General features: G+C 67.6%; 12 protein-coding genes. 5 read left to right on the top strand and 7 right to left on the bottom strand.

What is annotated here, in order from left to right:
- Nucleotides 1–26 precede the first annotated feature (26 nt).
- Nucleotides 27–2,573, bottom strand: a complete 2,547-nt coding sequence (locus ACX40Y_RS00950; RefSeq protein WP_459117656.1) for a glycoside hydrolase family 9 protein — start codon at nt 2,571–2,573, stop codon at nt 27–29.
- Between the two features lie 150 nt (nt 2,574–2,723).
- On the opposite strand from ACX40Y_RS00950, the gene ACX40Y_RS00945 reads away from it, so the two are divergent.
- Entirely contained in the window at nt 2,724–3,620 is an 897-nt protein-coding gene (locus tag ACX40Y_RS00945; protein ID WP_459117655.1) for an iron-containing redox enzyme family protein, read from the top strand.
- A gap of 31 nt (nt 3,621–3,651) precedes the next feature.
- Nucleotides 3,652–4,638 (top strand): SGNH/GDSL hydrolase family protein, encoded by a 987-nt coding sequence (locus ACX40Y_RS00940; protein WP_459117654.1) that lies wholly within the window; start codon nt 3,652–3,654, stop codon nt 4,636–4,638.
- 43 nt (nt 4,639–4,681) lie between these two features.
- Here the strand turns inward: ACX40Y_RS00940 and ACX40Y_RS00935 are convergent, their stop codons facing one another.
- Nucleotides 4,682–5,998 (bottom strand): cystathionine gamma-synthase family protein, encoded by a 1,317-nt coding sequence (locus ACX40Y_RS00935; RefSeq protein WP_459117653.1) that lies wholly within the window; start codon nt 5,996–5,998, stop codon nt 4,682–4,684.
- Nucleotides 5,999–6,247: 249 nt separating this feature from the next.
- Between ACX40Y_RS00935 and katG the strand changes: the two genes are divergently transcribed.
- Nucleotides 6,248–8,455, top strand: a complete 2,208-nt coding sequence (gene katG, locus ACX40Y_RS00930) for a catalase/peroxidase HPI (protein WP_459117652.1) — start codon at nt 6,248–6,250, stop codon at nt 8,453–8,455.
- Between the two features lie 144 nt (nt 8,456–8,599).
- Nucleotides 8,600–9,985, top strand: coding sequence for a PQQ-dependent sugar dehydrogenase (locus tag ACX40Y_RS00925; protein WP_459117651.1), 1,386 nt, complete (start codon nt 8,600–8,602; stop codon nt 9,983–9,985).
- An 18-nt stretch (nt 9,986–10,003) separates the two neighbouring features.
- Here the strand turns inward: ACX40Y_RS00925 and ACX40Y_RS00920 are convergent, their stop codons facing one another.
- The 3 genes from ACX40Y_RS00920 to ACX40Y_RS00910 are packed head-to-tail and all read right to left on the bottom strand — an operon-like array spanning nt 10,004 to nt 11,519.
- The gene (locus ACX40Y_RS00920) at nt 10,004–10,309 is read right to left on the bottom strand and encodes a polyhydroxyalkanoic acid system family protein (RefSeq protein WP_459117650.1); all 306 of its coding nucleotides are present in this window, start codon (nt 10,307–10,309) and stop codon (nt 10,004–10,006) included.
- The gene (locus tag ACX40Y_RS00915; protein ID WP_459117649.1) at nt 10,306–10,722 is read right to left on the bottom strand and encodes a VOC family protein; all 417 of its coding nucleotides are present in this window, start codon (nt 10,720–10,722) and stop codon (nt 10,306–10,308) included. Before ACX40Y_RS00915 ends, ACX40Y_RS00920 begins: the two co-directional genes overlap by 4 nt.
- A gap of 44 nt (nt 10,723–10,766) precedes the next feature.
- Nucleotides 10,767–11,519 carry an aspartyl/asparaginyl beta-hydroxylase domain-containing protein gene (locus ACX40Y_RS00910; protein ID WP_459117648.1) on the bottom strand — a complete coding sequence of 251 codons (753 nt, stop codon included), beginning with the start codon at nt 11,517–11,519 and terminating at the stop codon, nt 10,767–10,769.
- Nucleotides 11,520–11,743: 224 nt separating this feature from the next.
- Between ACX40Y_RS00910 and ACX40Y_RS00905 the strand changes: the two genes are divergently transcribed.
- Nucleotides 11,744–14,623: a M16 family metallopeptidase gene (locus ACX40Y_RS00905; protein ID WP_459117647.1), complete on the top strand. Its 2,880-nt coding sequence runs from the start codon at nt 11,744–11,746 to the stop codon at nt 14,621–14,623.
- A 15-nt stretch (nt 14,624–14,638) separates the two neighbouring features.
- Here the strand turns inward: ACX40Y_RS00905 and ACX40Y_RS00900 are convergent, their stop codons facing one another.
- Together ACX40Y_RS00900 and ggt are read right to left on the bottom strand one after the other, a co-directional pair.
- Nucleotides 14,639–16,423: an AMP-dependent synthetase/ligase gene (locus ACX40Y_RS00900; protein ID WP_459117646.1), complete on the bottom strand. Its 1,785-nt coding sequence runs from the start codon at nt 16,421–16,423 to the stop codon at nt 14,639–14,641.
- Between the two features lie 48 nt (nt 16,424–16,471).
- Nucleotides 16,472–18,190, bottom strand: a complete 1,719-nt coding sequence (gene ggt / locus ACX40Y_RS00895; protein WP_459117645.1) for a gamma-glutamyltransferase — start codon at nt 18,188–18,190, stop codon at nt 16,472–16,474.
- Between the last annotated feature and the right edge of the window lie 34 nt (nt 18,191–18,224).

Below are 18,224 nucleotides of genomic sequence, written 5' to 3'. Positions count from 1 at the left end.
GAGGCGCGTGCAATTGTTGCAATTACCTACTTGGTCGTGGCGGATGCAGCCAGCGCACGCCCGCCGACTAGATCGTTCGCCGCCTGGACGAGCGCGATATAGAGCGGCCCCATGTTCACGACATATTCGTTCTCGCCCCAGAAGAACGGCCAGTCCTCGCTGTTTTCGGGGAAGTCGGGCTTGAGGATCAGCGCGCCCGGCACGACGCCGCCGGCGATGAAGCTGAAATCGGCGCGGTTGCTGCCATAGGCGACTTCCTTCGAGCGGGTGCCGACGCCCGAGACGAACGAAAGGTTCGATCCGGGATGCGTGCCGTAGAGATAATCGAGCGCGCGGAAGACGAGCGCACCGTCACTGATCTCCGGAAATGCCTTGTGGATCGCATAATCGGTGAGGCCGGTTTCGATCACCGCGCCATTGCCTGCCCACCCGCCGCGGGTGATCGGGACGCCATAGGGATTGTCGGTCTTGAAGCCGGCCTTCCACTTGCGCGCGGCGGCGGCGACCGCTTCGCGATAGTCGGCCGGCATATAGGGCAGCGCCTGGAGCGCGGTGCGCGCGAAGAACATGAAGCGCGGCGCGATCTGCGGCCATAGCGCCTGCACCTTCGCGGCATATTGCGTGTTGCGCGTGGTGACGAGCAATTCCACCGCCGCGTCGAATTGCTCGCCGGGCAGCCAGTTGCCGGTCGTGTTGCCGTGTTGATAAGTGAAGGGCGGGTGGCTCTCTTCCTCCGCCCAGACCTTCTTCGCGATGCCAAGCGCCTTGTCGGCGAGCGTATCGTTATGGCCGCGCAGCGCCCGGCTGGCGGCGGCGAGTGCGGCGACGCTGCCATAATCGAGCGCGCTGGCGCGGGTGGTGAACACCCAGCGATCGTCGGGCGTGCCGCTGCGCCCGTCCTTGCGCTCGCCGAACTTGAGCGAGGGATCATAGATCAGCCCGTCGGTCTTCGACGCCGCATCGCCGAGATGGGTATATTGCGCGACATCGGGCTCCATCACGCCGTGCACCGCATGGCCGACCGCGTCGTACATCGAGGCGAGATAGAGCACGCCATGTTCGATCTGTTGCAACACATCGGGCTTGCCGTCGGGCACGTGCATCTCGACGCGGCGAAGATCGTGATCGACCAGCGTCTGATCGCGGGTGACGCGGTGGCGCTCCCATATATCGACCAGGTCGCGCACCGTCGCATATTGGGTCTGGGTGCGGATGTCGAAATCGCCGGCGTCGAGCCAGCCGCCGACGTTCAGGCCGGGGATGTGCTCGCCGGGCTTGAAGCGCGTGTCGGTGGTCGGCCCCTGCGCATAGAGATCGATATGCTCATGGTTGAGCGGCGCCTGGCGCGCATCGTCGCGGTGGCTGTCGCCATGCCAGACGCGATACGCCTCGTTGACCAGCATGTGATCCATCGCAACGGGCATGTAGACGTCGAGCGTCGGTTGCCACGCGGTGGCATAGACGTCGTTCGCAATGCGGAAGCTGGCGGTGCGGACGCCGGCATAATCGATCTGGTAGAGCCCGGGTTCGCGCACGGCCGAAAAGTCGAACTGGCGATAGGCGTAGCGCAGATACTTGCCCCAGGGCTTGGCGGGGGCGGTGAGCACCGGCGTCGCGCTGCCATCGGCGCCGATGCGCAGCAGCCGGGCATCGGCCGGCGGCGCCTTCATCGCCGGATCGAGCTCGATCACCGCGACCTTGGCCTGGCCCGGCGCATAGCCGACCTGCGAATGGCCGATCACCGGCGGGCGCGTCCAGCTGGCCACGGCATTGGGGGTGAGCGTCCATTCGAGCACCGCGCCGGTCTTGCCGGCGGGCAGCTGGCCGCGGACGACGAACCAGCCATTCTGCGCCTGATCGCGGCCGTCATAGAGGCCGATCGGGCCGGTGGCGGAGCGGATCGTGACGCGGCGGGCGGGGTCTTCGGGGGCGAGCACCAGCGTGGTGCCGGTGGCGAAGGGCAAAGGCTCGGCGCCCGGGCCGATGTCGCGCCCGCTGGCGGCATTGCGCTCGCCGCCCGCGACCATGTCGCTCGCGGGATAGAGCGGGAAGATCTGCGCCTTGCCATCGGCCATCAGCCCCTTGTGGAAGTAGGCGGCGGGCAGGAATTCGAGATTGAACCCGGCCTTGCCGGCGAGCGCAGCGGGCAGCGGCCGATCGAGCAGCACGGTGATCCTGGCGCCGTCGCCCTGTCGTTCGGCGCGGATGCGGTACTGGAACTGATAATCGGGATATTCGAGCAGCGCCTCGATCGCGCCGGTCTTGGGATCGACGGTGCGCTTCACCATCCGGCCGATCGGATCCCATTGGCCGGGGGTGGGCGAAAGGCGGACATCGCCGTTCGTTGCGGTCCGCTCGCCCTGCTGGATGATCTCGACGCCGCTGATTTTCGAATCGGCGAACAGCCCGTCATACCAGTTGGAGAAGACGAGGACGTTGACGCCCGGCGCTTCGAAATAGCCGCTGTCGTTCAGCGTCAGCGCCGGGCCGCGCTGGGCGGTGGCCGGCTGGGCAAGCGCGCTGGTGGCAAGCAAGGCGGCGCCGAGCAGGCGCGCATAGGCGATCGTTCGCATCATTCCTCCCCGATGGCGGATGGACTCCGCACTGATGGCGTTAGCGCTAACACAGTCCGGGGGCGGACGCCAAGCGATTGAAGACAAAGGCGGCAAGCGGAACCGGCGAACCTGCTTGGCGGTTGAGCCGGCATTAGGAGACATACCGTCATGGCGACTCAACCGATTGATTTCGCGCCGCTTCGATCGTCGCAATTCCTGACCGACAGCTTCCAGCGCGGGCTGGCGCACTGGAATCGCGAGCGGCTTTCCCCCGGCTTTCCGAGCGACGACTGGCAGCGTGCATTCGACCGCGATGCGCGGATGCAGCGGCTGGAAGGCGCATTCCTCGAGGAGCTTCGCGCCGAGGTGATGGACGAGGCGGCCGCGGCGCCGACCGACGCCGATGGCTTCATCGACTGGTTCGAGGGTTTGAAGGCAACCGGGCCGGGGCAGGGCGACCCGCTGTTCCCGTGGCTGGCGACCGACGCCGATCGCGACCAGCTGCGCTGGTTCTTCGAGCAGGAAGCCGCCGGCGAGGCCGGGTTCGACGATCTGGTGGCGATGACGCAGGTGAAGCTGCCGGTGCGCCCCAAGCTGGAGCTTGCCCGCAATTATTGGGACGAGATGGGGCATGGCACCGAAAAGGGCATGCACGGCCCGATGCTCGACGGGCTGGTCGAGACGCTGGCGGTGACGCCGGTAATCGAGAACACCCGCTGGGAAAGCCTGTGCCTTGCCAATGCGATGACGGCGATGGCTGCCAACCGCCGCTATGCCTGGCATTCGGTTGGCGCGCTGGGCGTGATCGAACTAACCGCGCCGGGGCGGTCGGCGATGGTGGCCGAAGGGCTGAAGCGGGTGGGGCTGAGCCCGAAGGAAGCCCGTTATTTCACGCTGCACGCGGTGCTCGACATCAAGCACAGCGAGGACTGGAACCGCGAGGCGATCCGCCCGGCCGTCGAGGAAGACCCGGCGCGCGCGACGGCGATGGCGGAAGGCGCGCTGATCCGGTTGCGCTGCGGCGCGCGCTGTTTCGAGGCGTATCGCGAACGGCTCTGGGGCTGACGCGGCGCGGCGCGGTTGCTAGGCGAGGGCGATGCTACGCCTTGCCCTTGCCGCCGCGCTGACGCTGGCGCCCGCCGAGACCGCCATTCCTCTGCACGCCGGCGGCCGCGTGACCGCCGACGGGCGGTTCGGCTGGCCGGGCACCTATTTCGAGGGGCGGTTCCGCGGCACGGCGGTGACGGTGTCGCTCGATGCGCCGACCGACCATATCGCGATCCTGATCGACGGGACGACCCGCGCGGTGCTGAAGAAGCCGGGCAAGGTGTCGCGCCGGTTCGGCGGGCTGGCCGAGGGCGAGCATTTGATCCGCGTCGAGAAGCTGACCGAGACGCAGAGCGGCCATAGCCGGATGATCGGCATCACCACCAGCGGCACGCCGCTGGCGCCGCCCGGCCATGATCGCGCGATCGAGTTCATCGGCGATTCGCACAGCGTGGGCTATGGCGACACCGCGACCACGCGCGACTGCACCGAGGGGATGGTGCACGACAGCACCGACACGCAGCAGGCGTTCGGGCCGCTGCTCGCAAAGCGCTGGAACGCGGATTACCGCGTGATCGCATTTTCGGGGCGCGGTGTGGTGCGCAACTATGCGGGGGGCAATCCAGGCGAAACGCTGCCCATGCTCTATGCGCGGGCGATACCGGGCGAGCCGGCGCCGGCGACACGCGACGGCTGGGCGCCGCAACTGATCGTCATCAACCTGGGCACCAACGATTTCTCGACGCCGGTCCATGCCGGCGAGGCCTGGGCGGACGAGGCGGCGCTGCGGGCGGATTATCGCTCGCGCTATGTGGCGTTCGTGGGGCGGTTGCAGGCGGCGAACCCGAACGCGCGCTTCCTGCTGATGGGCGCGCCCGGCTTCATCGCCGAGGTCCGCGCGGTGGCGAGCGCCACCGGTGCGACGGCACTGGCGGTGCCGCCGCTCGAATTGACCGGCTGTCACTTCCATCCCTCGCTGAAGGACCAGCAGCGGATGGCGGACCTCGTCGCCGATGCGGCGGCCTCGCTGAAGTGAGGCATGGAGGGAGGGCGTTGCGGCCCTCCCTCCATGCTCGTAGTCAGACCGCCTTCAGCGCCTCTTCGAAATCGGCGATCAGATCGTCGGCATCCTCGACGCCGATCGAGATGCGGACGAGATTGTCGGTGATCGCCAGCGCCTTTTTGCGCTCGTCGGGGACCGAGAGGTGCGTCATGCCGGCCGGATGGCTGGCGAGCGTCTCGGTGCCGCCGAGGCTGACCGCCAGCTTGGCGATCTTGAGCGCGTCGAGGAACGCGAACGCCTCCTTCTCGCCGCCTTTCAGGTAGAGCGAGAAGGTCGATCCCGCGCCGGTGCAGTGGCGGCGATAGATGTCGGCCTGGCGCGCATCGGTGCCGCGTTCGAGGAAGCCGAGATAGCCGACCTTTTCGACCTTCGGGTGCGCGGCGAGGAATTCGCAGACCTTGGCCGCATTCTCGCCCGCGCGGCCCATGCGGAGTTCAAGCGTCTCCAGGGAACGGAGGAGCATCCAGGCGGTGTTGGGATCGCAGATCGTGCCGATCGTGTTGCGCATCAGCCGGATCGTGTTGATGTGCGACTTGCTGCCGAGCACGCCGCCCGCCACCAGATCCGAATGGCCGCCGGCATATTTGGTGAGCGAATAGACGACGATGTCGGCGCCGTGCTTGAGCGGTTGCGACCAGAGCGGGCCGAGGAAGGTGTTGTCGATCGCGATCGGCGGCTTGTCCTCCCCCGTGAAGATCGCGTCGCGGGCGGCGGCAACGGCTTCGACGTCGACCAGCGCGTTGGTGGGGTTGGCCGGGCTTTCTAGATAGATCAGCGCGACATTGCCGGTGGCGGCCTTGGTGAGCACCGCGTCGATCTCCTCGCGCGTGGCCCCGGCCGGGAAGTCGAGCCAGTTGACGCCGAAGCGGCCGAGGATGCGGCCGATCAGCGTCTCGGTCGCCGCGTAGAGCGGGCCGGAATGGACGATCGTGTCGCCCGGCTTGACCATCGACAGGAACAGGGTGGCGATCGCGGACATGCCGCTGGAAAAGGCGAGCGCGTCCTCCGCCTCCTCCCACACCGCCAGCCGGTCCTCAAGGATTTCTTGGTTCGGGCCGTTGAAGCGCGAATAGACCAGTCCTTCGGCCCCGCCCGGACGCTTGCCGGTGACGCCCTCGAAATGGCGCTTGCCTGCCGCCGCATTGGGGAAGACGAAGGTGGAGGTGAGGAAGATCGGCGGCTTGAGCGAGCCTTCCGACAGCACCGGATCATAGCCATGCCCCATCATCAGCGTCGCGGGGCGGAGCTTGCGACCGCCAACCGAGTCGATGTCCGGCTTGGGCCGGCGGCGTGGGGTGGCGCCGGTCAGATCGGCTTCGGTTTCGTCGGTCATTCAGGCTCTCCGGTTGATATCGTCTGGATGGTATCGCTTGTAACCAGTTCGGGGGCGCTTTGCCTATGCCCCGCTTGTTTTCTGAACCATGCAGCACCCGCCCGGTTGCACAGGCGGGGGCATACCGATGGATATCGTGACGCCTTCGATATTTTCGATCAGTGACGGCGGACTAATCTGTTTCTGCGATGGCGATGGGAATGGCATCCTGCGCGTCAGAAATTCGAAACCGCCCTGGAGGTGCCTGAGATGAACGCCGAATCGCAATGCCCGATGCATGGGGGCAAGATGGACGGCCATGCCGTGCTGTTCGAAATGACGAACCGCATCTGGTGGCCCAACCAGCTCGACCTGACGCCACTGCACCAGAACCCGCCCGCGGGTGACCCGATGGGCCCCGAATTCGATTACGCCGCCGAGTTCCAGAAACTCGACCTGGCCGCGGTGAAGGCGGACATCTTCGCGCTGATGACCGATTCGCAGGACTGGTGGCCGGCGGATTTCGGCCATTACGGGCCGCTGTTCATCCGCATGGCATGGCACAGCGCCGGCACCTACCGCATCGGGGACGGCCGCGGCGGCGCCGGCTCGGGCACGCAGCGCTTCGCCCCGCTCAACAGCTGGCCGGACAATGCCAATCTCGACAAGGCGCGGATGCTGCTCTGGCCGATCAAGCAGAAATATGGCCGGGCGCTCTCCTGGGCGGACCTGATGATCCTGGCGGGCAATTGCGCGCTCGAATCGATGGGCTTCAAGACGGCGGGCTTCGGCGGCGGCCGCGCCGACGTGTGGGAGCCGGAGCGCGACATCAACTGGGGGCCCGAGCGCGAATGGCTGCAGACCAGTGAGAAGCCGGGCGGCCGCTATTCGGGCGAGCGTGACCTGTCGAATCCGCTGGCGGCGGTGCAGATGGGCCTGATCTACGTCAATCCGGAAGGGCCGGACGGCAACCCCGATCCGCTGCTCGCCGCGCACGACATCCGCGAGACCTTTGCGCGGATGGCGATGAACGACGAGGAAACCGTCGCGCTGATCGCGGGCGGCCACACCTTCGGCAAGACCCACGGCGCCGCCGATCCCAGCCAATATGTCGGCCCCGAGCCCGAGGGCGCGGCCGTCGAGATGCAGGCGCTGGGCTGGGCCAACAGCTATGGCAGCGGCAATGCGGGCGACACGATCACCAGCGGGCTGGAAGTCACCTGGACCGAGACGCCGACCCAGTGGGGCAACGGCTTCTTCAAGAACCTGTTCGAATATGAGTACGAACTCACCAAGAGCCCGGCCGGCGCGCACCAGTGGGTCGCCAAGGATGCGGGCGAAGTGATCCCGGACGCGCACGATCCGTCGAAAAAGCATCGCCCGACGATGCTGACGACCGACCTCGCGCTGCGTTTCGACCCCGCCTATGGCCCGATCTCGCGGCGGTTCTATGAGAATCCCGATCAGTTCGCCCATGCCTTTGCCGAGGCGTGGTACAAGCTGACCCACCGCGACAGCGGCCCGCACGGCCGGCTGCTCGGGCCGGAAGTGCCCGCCGAGCCGCGCATCTGGCAGGATCCGGTGCCGCCGGTCGACCATGCGCTGATCGACGCGGCGGACGTCGCCGCGCTGAAGGCGGAGGTGCTGAAGTCCGGCCTGTCGATCGCCCGGCTGGTGAAGACCGCCTGGGCATCGGCATCGACCTATCGCGGTTCCGACAAGCGCGGCGGCGCGAACGGCGCGCGCATCCGGCTGGCACCACAAAAGGACTGGGCGGTGAACGAGCCGGCCGAGCTGGCCAAGGCGCTGGCGGTGCTCGAAGGCATCCAGACCCGCTTCAACGCCGGCCAGAGCGGCGGCAAGAAGGTGTCGCTGGCCGATCTGATCGTGCTTGCCGGCGATGCGGCGGTGGAAGCGGCGGCGGCAAAGGCCGGCCACAGCCTGTCGCTGCCGTTCACGCCGGGCCGCACCGACGCGACGGCCGAGCAGACCGACGCGCACAGCTTCGCACCGCTCGAGCCCAAGACCGACGGCTTCCGCAACTATGACGGGCGGGACGCCTATTTCTCGGCGGAGGAACTGCTGGTCGATCGCGCCCATCTGCTCACGCTGACGGCGCCCGAGATGACGGCGCTGCTGGGCGGCCTGCGCGTGCTGGGCGCCAATCATGGCGACAGCAAGCACGGCGTGTTCACCGATCGGCCGGAGACGCTGACCAACGACTTCTTCCGCAATCTGCTGACGACCAGCTTCACGATGAAGTGGACGGCGCAGGACGATGGCAGCTTCGTCGCCACCGATCGCCGCACCGGCGAGCGGAAATGGACGGCGAGCCGCGTCGACCTAGTGTTCGGATCGAATTCGCAGCTCCGCGCCCTCGCCGAGGCCTATGCCACCGATGATGCCGCCGGTGCCTTTGTCGAGGCATTCGGCAAGGCCTGGACCAAGGTCATGAACGCCGATCGGATCGACCTGTAAGGCCGGTTCGTCTGCGTTGGGGCGGCGCTGGAGAGCCGCACCGCCCCATCCCCTGACGCCATCCCCGCCCCCTGCGGGGGTGGCGTTCTTGTGCGGGCGATAATCGCCATTGGCTTCGCGGCGCGCGCGCCCTAATCCAGCGTCATGCTCAAGCGTATCCTGATCGTCCTCGGCATCCTCGTCGTCGCTGGCGTCGCCGCCTGGTACTGGCTCGCCCGCCCCGACATCGCGCGGCTAAGCGAGGTGGCCGTGACCGGCCGGACCCCGGAGCTTACTGCGCCGCGAAGCCAGGTGGTGCCCACCGTCGATGTGGCCAAGGCCGTCGGCTGGCCGGCCGGCACCAAGCCGGTGGCAGCCAAGGGGCTTCAGGTCGCACGCTTCGCCGACAAGCTCGATCACCCGCGCTGGCTGTACCGCTTGCCCAATGGCGACATCCTGGTCGCCGAGACCAATTCGCCCCCGCGCGAGGATGGCGGCATCACAGGCTGGGTGATGGGCCGGCTGATGAACAAGGCCGGCGCCGGCGTGCCCTCGGCCAACCGGATCACGCTGCTGCGCGACAGCGACGGCGACGGCGTGGCCGATGTCCGCACCGCATTCCTCACCGGGCTCAACTCGCCCTACGGCATGGCGGTGATGGGCGACTGGCTCTACGTCGCCAATACCGACTCGCTGGTGCGCTATCCCTATCGCGAGGGGCAGACGCAGATCACCGCCAAGCCCGTGAAGATCCTGTCGCTGCCGGGCGGCGGCAATCATTGGGCGCGCAATGTCGTCGCCGCGCCCGACGGCAAGTCGCTGTACGTCAGCGTTGGATCGTCGTCGAACATCGCCGATGACGGGCTGGAGGCCGAGGGGCCGATCTATACCGCGTCGACGCCGGGCGAACTCGCCGCCGCGTCGCAGCAGCCGACCAACCGCGCGGTGATCCTTGAGGTCGATCCCGAGCACAAGACGAGCCGCGTCTTCGCCTGGGGCATCCGCAACGCCAACGGCATGGCATTCGAGCCGAATAGCGGCGCGCTGTGGGCGGTCGTCAACGAGCGCGACATGATGGGATCGGACATGCCGCCCGATTATATGAGCCGTGTCGATCTCGGCGCGTTCTTCGGATGGCCGTGGCTTTACTGGGGCGGCTATGTCGACCAGCGCGTCGAGCCGGGCCGGCCCGATCTGCGCGAATATACCCGCCGCCCCGATTTCGCGCTGGGCGCGCATACCGCGCCGCTGGGCCTGACCTTTGCCGATGGTGCGCGGCTGGGCGCGGCCTATGCCAATGGCGCGTTCGTTGGCGAGCACGGATCGTGGAACCGCCAGCCGCCATCGGGCTACAAGGTGGTGTTCGTGCCGTTCGGCAGCGACGGCTTTCCGAAGCGCGACGCCAAGCCGCAGGACGTGCTGACCGGCTTCCTCAACGCCAAGGGCGAAGCGCAGGGACGGCCGGTGGGCGTGATCGTCGGCACGGGCGGCGCGCTGCTGGTCGCCGACGATGTCGGCAACGTCATCTGGCGGGTGAGCGCGGCGCGCTGATCCGCCACGCCCGGCGGCTCAGGCGAGCAGCCGGGGGCCTTCCTTTTCCAGCATCTCGCGGATCTTGCCGGCGAACAGCCCGAGCATGCCGGGCAGCGCGATTTCGGCATGGACATGCGCGTCGAGCACGTCGAGCCGGCTGGCCACCGTCTGCCCCATCGCGGCGACGGTGAAGTGCAGGCTGTCTCCCTCCCAGCGATGCTCGACGGTCGCGCCGCCGGGGATCTTGTCCGCCAGCCGGCCGATCTTCGATCCGATGCGCTCGCGCGCGCCGGCGCGGCCCAGCTGATGCGGGATATCGACGCTGATCGTCTGCGGGGTCATCGGGCGAACAACATGGCGTCATCGGCGAACGCCTTGAATTCGAGCGCGTTCCCGCTGGGATCGCGAAAGAACATCGTCGCCTGTTCGCCGGGCTGGCCCTTGAAGCGGATATGCGGGGCGATGCCGAATGCGATGCCCGCATCCGCCAACTTCGCGGCGAGCGCGTGCCAAGCCTCCATCGTCAGCACCACGCCGAAATGCGGCACCGGCACGTCATGGCCGTCGACGGCATTCTCGACCGCGACCGGGCGCGCGGCGGGATCGAGATGGGCAACGATCTGATGGCCGAACAGATCGAAATCGATCCAGCTCGACGACGATCGCCCCTCCGGGCAGCCGAGCACGCCGGCATAAAAGGCGCGGGCGGCGGCGAGATCATGGACCGGGAAGGCGAGGTGGAAGGGGCGTGGCATGCAGCCGGGTCTAGCGCGCTGCCGGGGTGCCGACAACGTGCCGGTCAGCGCTCGACCAGGCACTCGCCGCGATGCCAGCGCCGCAGATTGGCCCGTGCCTCCTGCACAAAGGCCGAGCGGCGGATCACGCCGAGCAGCGTGTCGGCGATCCAGCGGCCCGGATTGCGCAACGGGCGGCGGAACTGGATGAGCAGGACGATGCGGGTATGCGCGCTCTCGTTCCACACTTCGTGGTCATAGGTGTCGTCGAACACCAGCGTCTCGCCATCGGCCCAGCGCACCACGCGGTCGTCGATCCGCATCCGCACATCGCCGTCGCGCGGCACGACAAGGCCGAGATGGCAGCTGATCAGCCCCTTGGTCACGCCGCGATGCGGGGGGATATGCGCGCCGGGCGCGATGATCGAGAACATTGCGCTGTTCAGCCCGGGGATGCGCTCGACCAGGCGGGCCGTTTGCGGGCAGCGCGCGACATTTTCGTCGACGCGGTAGCCATAGCCCCACAGGAACACGCTGCGCCACGCATCGACCGGGGCGATCGCGCGATGATCGGGCGAAATCGTGGCAAGCGGCGGCGCGCCGGGCGATGCCGCCATCGCGGCGATCGCCTCGTCGCGAATCGCGCGCCAATCCGCCCGCAGCGCCGCGGTCCAGGGAAAGGCGCGCATGTCGAGCACCGGCGTGTTCGGCACCAGCGAGGAGGATTCGATCAGCCGGTCGAACGCGCCGCGCAGATGCTTTCCCCAGCGGATCAACAGCGGGCGCGCAGGCGCGACGGCGCCCGGGCGTTCGTCCACGCCGGTGATCGCATGCTGCGCCTCTTGCCTTGCCAATGTCACGCCAATCCATCCCCCGCTGGCGCGCCGCCCCCGGTTTCCGGTGGTGCGGCGCGGCTTCGCTAAGGGATCTTCTAGGCTGCGGCCTGGGTCCAAAACGTGGCGGGAGCACGAAATCTTGTGGCGTACAGCGGGCAGAAAGGTTCGACGTGGCAAGCCGCCACGCTGTCCACTAGAAGGGCCCTATGCTCCCATCCCTGCGTTTATCGCGTCTCGCCCTGCTTCTGCTTGCCTTCGCCACGCCGGTGCTGCCCGCTGCGGTTCACGCGCAGGGGCGCCCCGAAGGCGTCCAGACGAGCGAGGATCCCTGGCTCTACAAGGGCAGCGACCTCGTCCATGACGACGAATGGAAGTTCGGGCGGCTGGCCAACGGCCTGCGCTATGCGGTGCGCAAGAACGGCGTGCCGCCGGGGCAGATGGCGATTCGCGTGCGGATCGACGCCGGTTCGCTCATGGAACGCGATTCGGAGCGCGGCTTCGCCCATCTGCTCGAACATCTGAGCTTTCGCGGGTCGACCTATGTGCCCGACGGCGAATCGAAGCGCGTGTGGCAGCGGCTGGGCGTAACCTTCGGGTCTGACAGCAATGCGGCGACGACGTTCGTCAGCACCACCTACAAGCTCGACCTGCCCAACTGGAAGCCGGAGGGACTGGAGGAGAGCTTCAAGATCCTGTCCGGCATGATGAAGGCGCCGGCGATCACCGCGCAGTCGCTCGGCGCCGAGCGGCCGGTGGTGCTGGCCGAGGGGCGCGAACAGCCCGCGCCCCAGAAGCGAATGCAGGACGCGCTGTTCCAGCTGATGTTCGCAGGTCAGCCGATCGCCGACCGCGAGCCGATCGGCACGGTCGAGGCGCTGAACGCGGCGACGCCGCAAAGCGTGCAGGCGTTCCACGACCGCTGGTACCGGCCCGAGCGCGCGACGGTGATCGTGATCGGCGACGTCACCGACGCGCAGCTGCCGATGCTGGAGGCGCTGATCGGCAAATATTTCGGCGACTGGAAGGGCGTCGGCCCCGCGCCGGCGACACCCGATTTCGGCAAGCCGAGCACCGGGCATCCGGTGGCCGCGAGCATCGTCGAGCCGGCGATGCAGCCGATCGCAATGATGACGATCGTGCGGCCCTGGACGGTGTTCGCCGACACGGTGATCTTCAACCAGAAGCGGATGATCGACCTGGTGGCGATCCGCATCCTCAACCGGCGGCTCGAATCGAAGGCGCGGGCAGGGGCGTCGTTCATCGCCGCGATGGCCGATCTGAGCGACATTGCGCGATCGGCGAACGTCACCACGTTGACGGTGCTGCCCGCCACCGACGACTGGCAGGGCGCGCTTCGCGACGTGCGCGCCACCGCCGCCGCGCTGATGGCGACGCCGCCGACCCAGGCCGAGATCGACCGCGAACTGGGCGAGATCGACGCATCGATGCGCAACCGGATCGCCACTGCGCCGGTCGAGGCGGGCGCGTCGATCGCCGACGATCTGGTCGAGGCGGTCGACATCAACGAGACGGTGACGACGCCCGAGGCCTCCTATGCGATCTTCAAGGGCGCGATCGACAAGGGCATGTTCACCCCCGCCGCCGTGCAGGCATCGGCGAAAAAGGTGTTCGAGGGCACGGCAACCCGCGCGCTCGTCAACACCCAGACGCCCGATGCCGACGCGGTCGCCAAGGTGACGGCGGCGCTGCAGGCGGACGTGAAGGCCGCCGCCACCAAGCGCCGCACGCTCGACGTGCGGTTCGATCAGCTGCCGAAGATCGGCAAGCCCGGCACCGTCACCAGCCGCCGCGAGATCGATCCCGACCTGAAGCTTGAGGAGGTGGTGTTCGCCAATGGCGTTCATCTGCTGATGCGCGAAGATTCGTCCGAGACCGGCAAGGTGTGGGTCAATGTCCGGTTCGGGCGCGGACTGCGGGCGATGCCGGGCGATCGCCGTACGCCGGCCTTTGCCGGGCCGATCGCGCTGATGGCGAGCGGCATCGGCAAGTTTGGGGCGGATGAGCTCGACGCGCTGACCGGCAATCGCCAGATCGGACTCGGCTTCTCGGTCGACGACGATGCGTTCGAGTTCAACGCCCAGACCAACAAGGAAGACCTTGCCGATCAGCTGCGGCTGTTCGCGACCAAGCTCGCCCGGCCCGGCTGGGATCCGCAGCCGGTGCTGCGTGCGAAGACGGGCTTCCTGTCCGGCTATGCGGGGCTCTCGGCCTCGCCCGACGCGGTGCTGGGGCGCGATCTCGATGCGCTGCTCCACGATGGCGATCCGCGCTGGGGCGTGCCGAGCCGTGCCGAACTCGAGGCGCTGACCCCGGCGGCGTTCCGCAACTTCTGGGAACCGCTGCTCAAGACCGGGCCGATCGAGGTCGAGGTCTTCGGCGACATGGATGCCGAGGCGACGATCAAGGCGGTGGCGGCGAGCTTTGGCGCGCTGGCACCGCGTGCTGCCGGCGCAGAGAGCGGCGCGCCGGTGCGATTCCCCGCGCATGTCGAGACGCCGGTGGTCCGCACCCATACCGGGGCCGAGGATCAGGCTGCGGCGGTGATCGCCTGGCCGACCGGCGGCGGCAGCGCGGGGCTGGCCGAGAGCCGCAAGCTCGACGTGCTGACCGCGGTGTTCCGCGATCGGCTGATCGATCAGCTGCGCAGCCAGGCGGGGGTGAGCTATTCGCCCAATGTGATGAGCGACTGGCCGGTCGGGTTCGATACGGGTGGCAAAATCGTCGCGCTGGGGATGATCCCGCCCGACAAGACCGGCTTTTTCTTCAAGCTCGCCCGCGACATAGCCGCCGATCTCGGGGCCAAGCCGATCGACGCCGACGAACTGGCGCGCGCGCTGACGCCGCTCAAGCAACAGCTGTTGCGCATGTCGAGCGGCAACATGTTCTGGATGAGCCTGGTCGAGGGCGGCACCCAGGATCGCGCGCGGATCGCGGCGATGCGGACGCTGCCCGAGGATTATGCGCGGACGAGCCCGGCGGAGCTCCAGGCGCTGGCCGCGAAATATCTGCGGCCGGACAAGGACTGGACGATGGTGGTGCTGCCGGAGGGCGGCGCCACCAAATAGCCCCGGCCGATCGGTTCAGTACAGCGCGTCGAGCCGCTCGCCATAGACCTGTTTGAGGACGTGGCGGCGGATCTTCATGCTGGGGGTGAGCTGTTCGTTCTCGATCGTGAACTGCGCGTCGGCGAGCGTGAATTTGCGCACCCGTTCGGTGACGGAAAGATCGCGGTTCACCCGCTCCACTGCCGCGCCGAGCGCCGCCTTGAAATCGGCATCGCGCGATAGATCGCGGAACTTGCACGGCGTGGCGGTGCGCGCGCAGAATTCCTGGACCCATTCGGGATCGGGGACGATCACCGCCGTCATATATGGCCGCTTGTCGCCATAGATCATCGCCTGCATGATCTCCGGCTGGAGGGTGAGCATGCCCTCCACCTTCTGCGGGGAGACATTCTCGCCCTTGTCGTTGACGATGATGTCCTTCTTGCGATCGGTGATCCTGATCCGGCCCTTTTCGTCGATCATGCCGATGTCGCCGGTGTGCAGCCAGCCATCCTTCAGCACCCGTTCGGTCTCGGCCTCGTTGCGCCAATAGCCGTGCATGACGAGCTCGCCGCGCACCAGGATCTCGCCATCTTCGGCGATCCGCACCTCGACGCCCTCCAGCGGCGGGCCGACCGTGTCCATGCGCAGCCCGGCGCTCGGCCGGTTGCACGAGATGACGGGTGCTGCTTCGGTCTGGCCATAGCCTTGCAGGAAGGTGAGCCCAAGCGACTGGAAGAACACGCCGACTTCGGGATTGAGCGGCGCGCCGCCGGACACGAGCGCCTTGATCCGCCCGCCGAACCTTTTGGTCAGCTTGGGTCGCAGCGTTGCATTCAGCAGCAGGTTCATCGGCACGTCGCCGAGCACGAATTTGCCCGATGCCTTTCGCCCGCCGATCGCAACGGCCTTTTCGAGCAGATAGTTAGCGAAGCGGCCCTGCTTTGCGACCTGCTTGGTAATGCGGGTGCGCAGCACTTCGAACAGGCGCGGCACCACTACCATGATGGTTGGACGAACCTCCTCGATGTTCGAGGCGAGTTTTTCGAGCCCTTCGGCATAATAGATCTGCGCGCCCAGCGCGATCGGGAAGAACTGGCCGCCGGTATGCTCATAGGCATGGCTGAGCGGCAGGAACGAGAGGAAAACCTCGTCCGCCCAGCCGAAATCTTCCGAGATGATCGTGGTGCAGCCCTCGCAATTGTGCAGGATCGCGCCGTGGTGCTGCATCACGCCGCGCGGCGAGCCGCCGGTGCCGCTTGTATAGATGATGCAGGCCAGATCCTCGCGGCGAAAGCTGGCGCGCGCGGCGGCGGTGGCGATTTCGGTCGGATGCGCGGCGATCAGCGCATACCAGTCGTGATAATCGACGCTGCCTTGCTGACCCAGCCGAACATCGTCGATGCCGATCACCATCCGCCCGGTCGATGACCGCAACACAGCGGGCAGCAGCGTCCGCGCAAGCTTGGTGTTCGATACGATCACCGCACAGGCGCCCGAATTTTCGATGATGTGCTGGTGATCGCGTTCGGTGTTGGTGGTGTAGGTCGGCACGGTGACGCAGCCCGCCGCCATGATCGCAAGATCGCTGATGCAGAATTCGGGGCGGTTTTCCGACACGAGCATTACCCGATCGCCGCGCCGCAGCCCCAGCGCGGTCAGCGCCGTCGCGAGGCTTGCCACCTGGCGCGCCGCTTCGGCCCAGCTGGTCGACCGCCACTGGCCCCCGGCCTTGTGCCACAGGAACGGCGCATCGCCCTTTTCGCGCGCGCGGGCGAAGAACATCGTTACCAGATTGTCGAACCGTTCAAGCTTGCGCATCCATCTTCCCCCTGCGGACGCCCGTATTTTCGCGTGGCTTGTTCCGCTCTACTCCGAAGGGCGGTCGGGCTTGGCGCCCACCCGCTCAATAACTGTTACCGAGCCGTCCTGATCCATCGCGACGCCCTCGCTGCGCGGATCGGCGGCGCCCACCCAGCGGCCGTCAACGTGTTCGATCGCGTTCGCCTTCAGCCCCATCGGCGCCACGCGCGCGGTTTCGCCCAGCGCTTCGAGCGCCGGCACGAGCGCGGCGACGCTGGTGCCGCGTTCGACGATCGCGGTCTTGCCCGGCGCATAGACTAGGCCGAGGCCGATCGCGTCCTGCGCCGACAGGTGCCAGTCGACGACGCCGATGATCGCCTTTGCCACCTGGGCGATGATCGTCGACCCGCCGGCGGCGCCGATCGCCAGCCGCACCTTGCCGTCGGGGCCGAACACGATCGTCGGCGCCATCGAACTCCGCGGGCGTTTGCCGCCCTCGACCCGGTTGGCGGCCAGATAGCCGTTCTTTTCCGGCACGATGTCGAAATCGGTCAGCTGGTTGTTCAGGATGGTGCCGTCGAACGTCAGGCCGGAGCCGAATGGCCCTTCGACTGTGGTCGTCACCTGAACGACATTGCCCTGCGCGTCGACGACGGCGAGATCGGTGGTGCCGGCAACCTCCTGCACCGTGGCGGGTACGCGCTTCGGCGCGCCCGGCGGCGTCCCGGCGCTCACGCTGGCCATCGTCGTCGCGGGATCGATCAGCGCCGAGCGGCTGGCGATATAGGCGGGATCGAGCAGGCCGGCGAGCGGCACGCGGACGAAATCGGGATCGCCGACATAGAGATCGCGATCGGCATAGGCGAGCCGCGAGCTTTCGGCGAACAGGTGCCAGGCGGTGGCCGACTCCTTGCCGAGCGCGCCCATGTCGAACCGTTCGAGCTGGGCGAGGATAATCAGCACCGTGATCCCCCCCGACGAGGGCGGGCCCATCGAGCAGACCTTGTAGCCGCGATAGCCGCCGCACAGCACCGGGCGTTCCTTCGCGTCATAGGCCGCGAGGTCGCCGGTGGTCATCTTCGATGGGTTGCGCGCGGCGCCGTTGACCGTCGCGACGATCTTTGCCGCCTGCGGGCCGACATAGAAGCTGTCCGACCCCTGCTTCGCGATGCGTTCGAGCAGAGCGGCCTGCGCCGGATTGCGAACGCGAGTGCCCGCCGGCAGCGGCGTGCCGTCGGGGCCGAAGAACAGCGCCCGCCAGGCCGGATCGACATGGCCTGAGAAGCGGGCCAGCGAATTGTTGAGCCGCGGCGTCACCTCAAATCCCTCGCGCGCGAGGCGGATCGCGGGCGCGAACAATCTGGCCCAGGCGAGCTTGCCCGATTTTCGGTGCGCCAGCGCCATTGCCCGCAGCGCGCCCGGCACGCCGACGCTCCGCCCGCCGGGCACCGCCGCGAAATGGCTGAGCGGCTTGCCGGCGGCATCGTAGAACCAGTGATCGTCGACCGCCATCGGCGCCGTTTCGCGCCCGTCCACGCTGGTCGTCGCGCCGGTCTTCGCGTCGTACAGCACCAGAAAACTGCCGCCGCCGATACCGGAGCTTTGCGGCTCGACCACATTGAGCGCCAGCATCGTCGCGATCGCCGCATCGGTGGCGGTGCCGCCCGCGCGCAGAATCTCGACGCCGGCGGCGGCGGCACGAGGATCGGCGGCGCTGACCATACCCTGGGCATGCGTGACCAGAGGAGCGAACAGTAGGAGAAGCGATGCGACCAGTTTTTTCATCGCCCTAGGCCTAGCGCGCTTTGCCCGGGAGGCA

Source organism: Sphingomonas sp. RS6, assembly GCF_054489705.1.
This window is presented reverse-complemented; position numbering and strand designations above follow the sequence as displayed.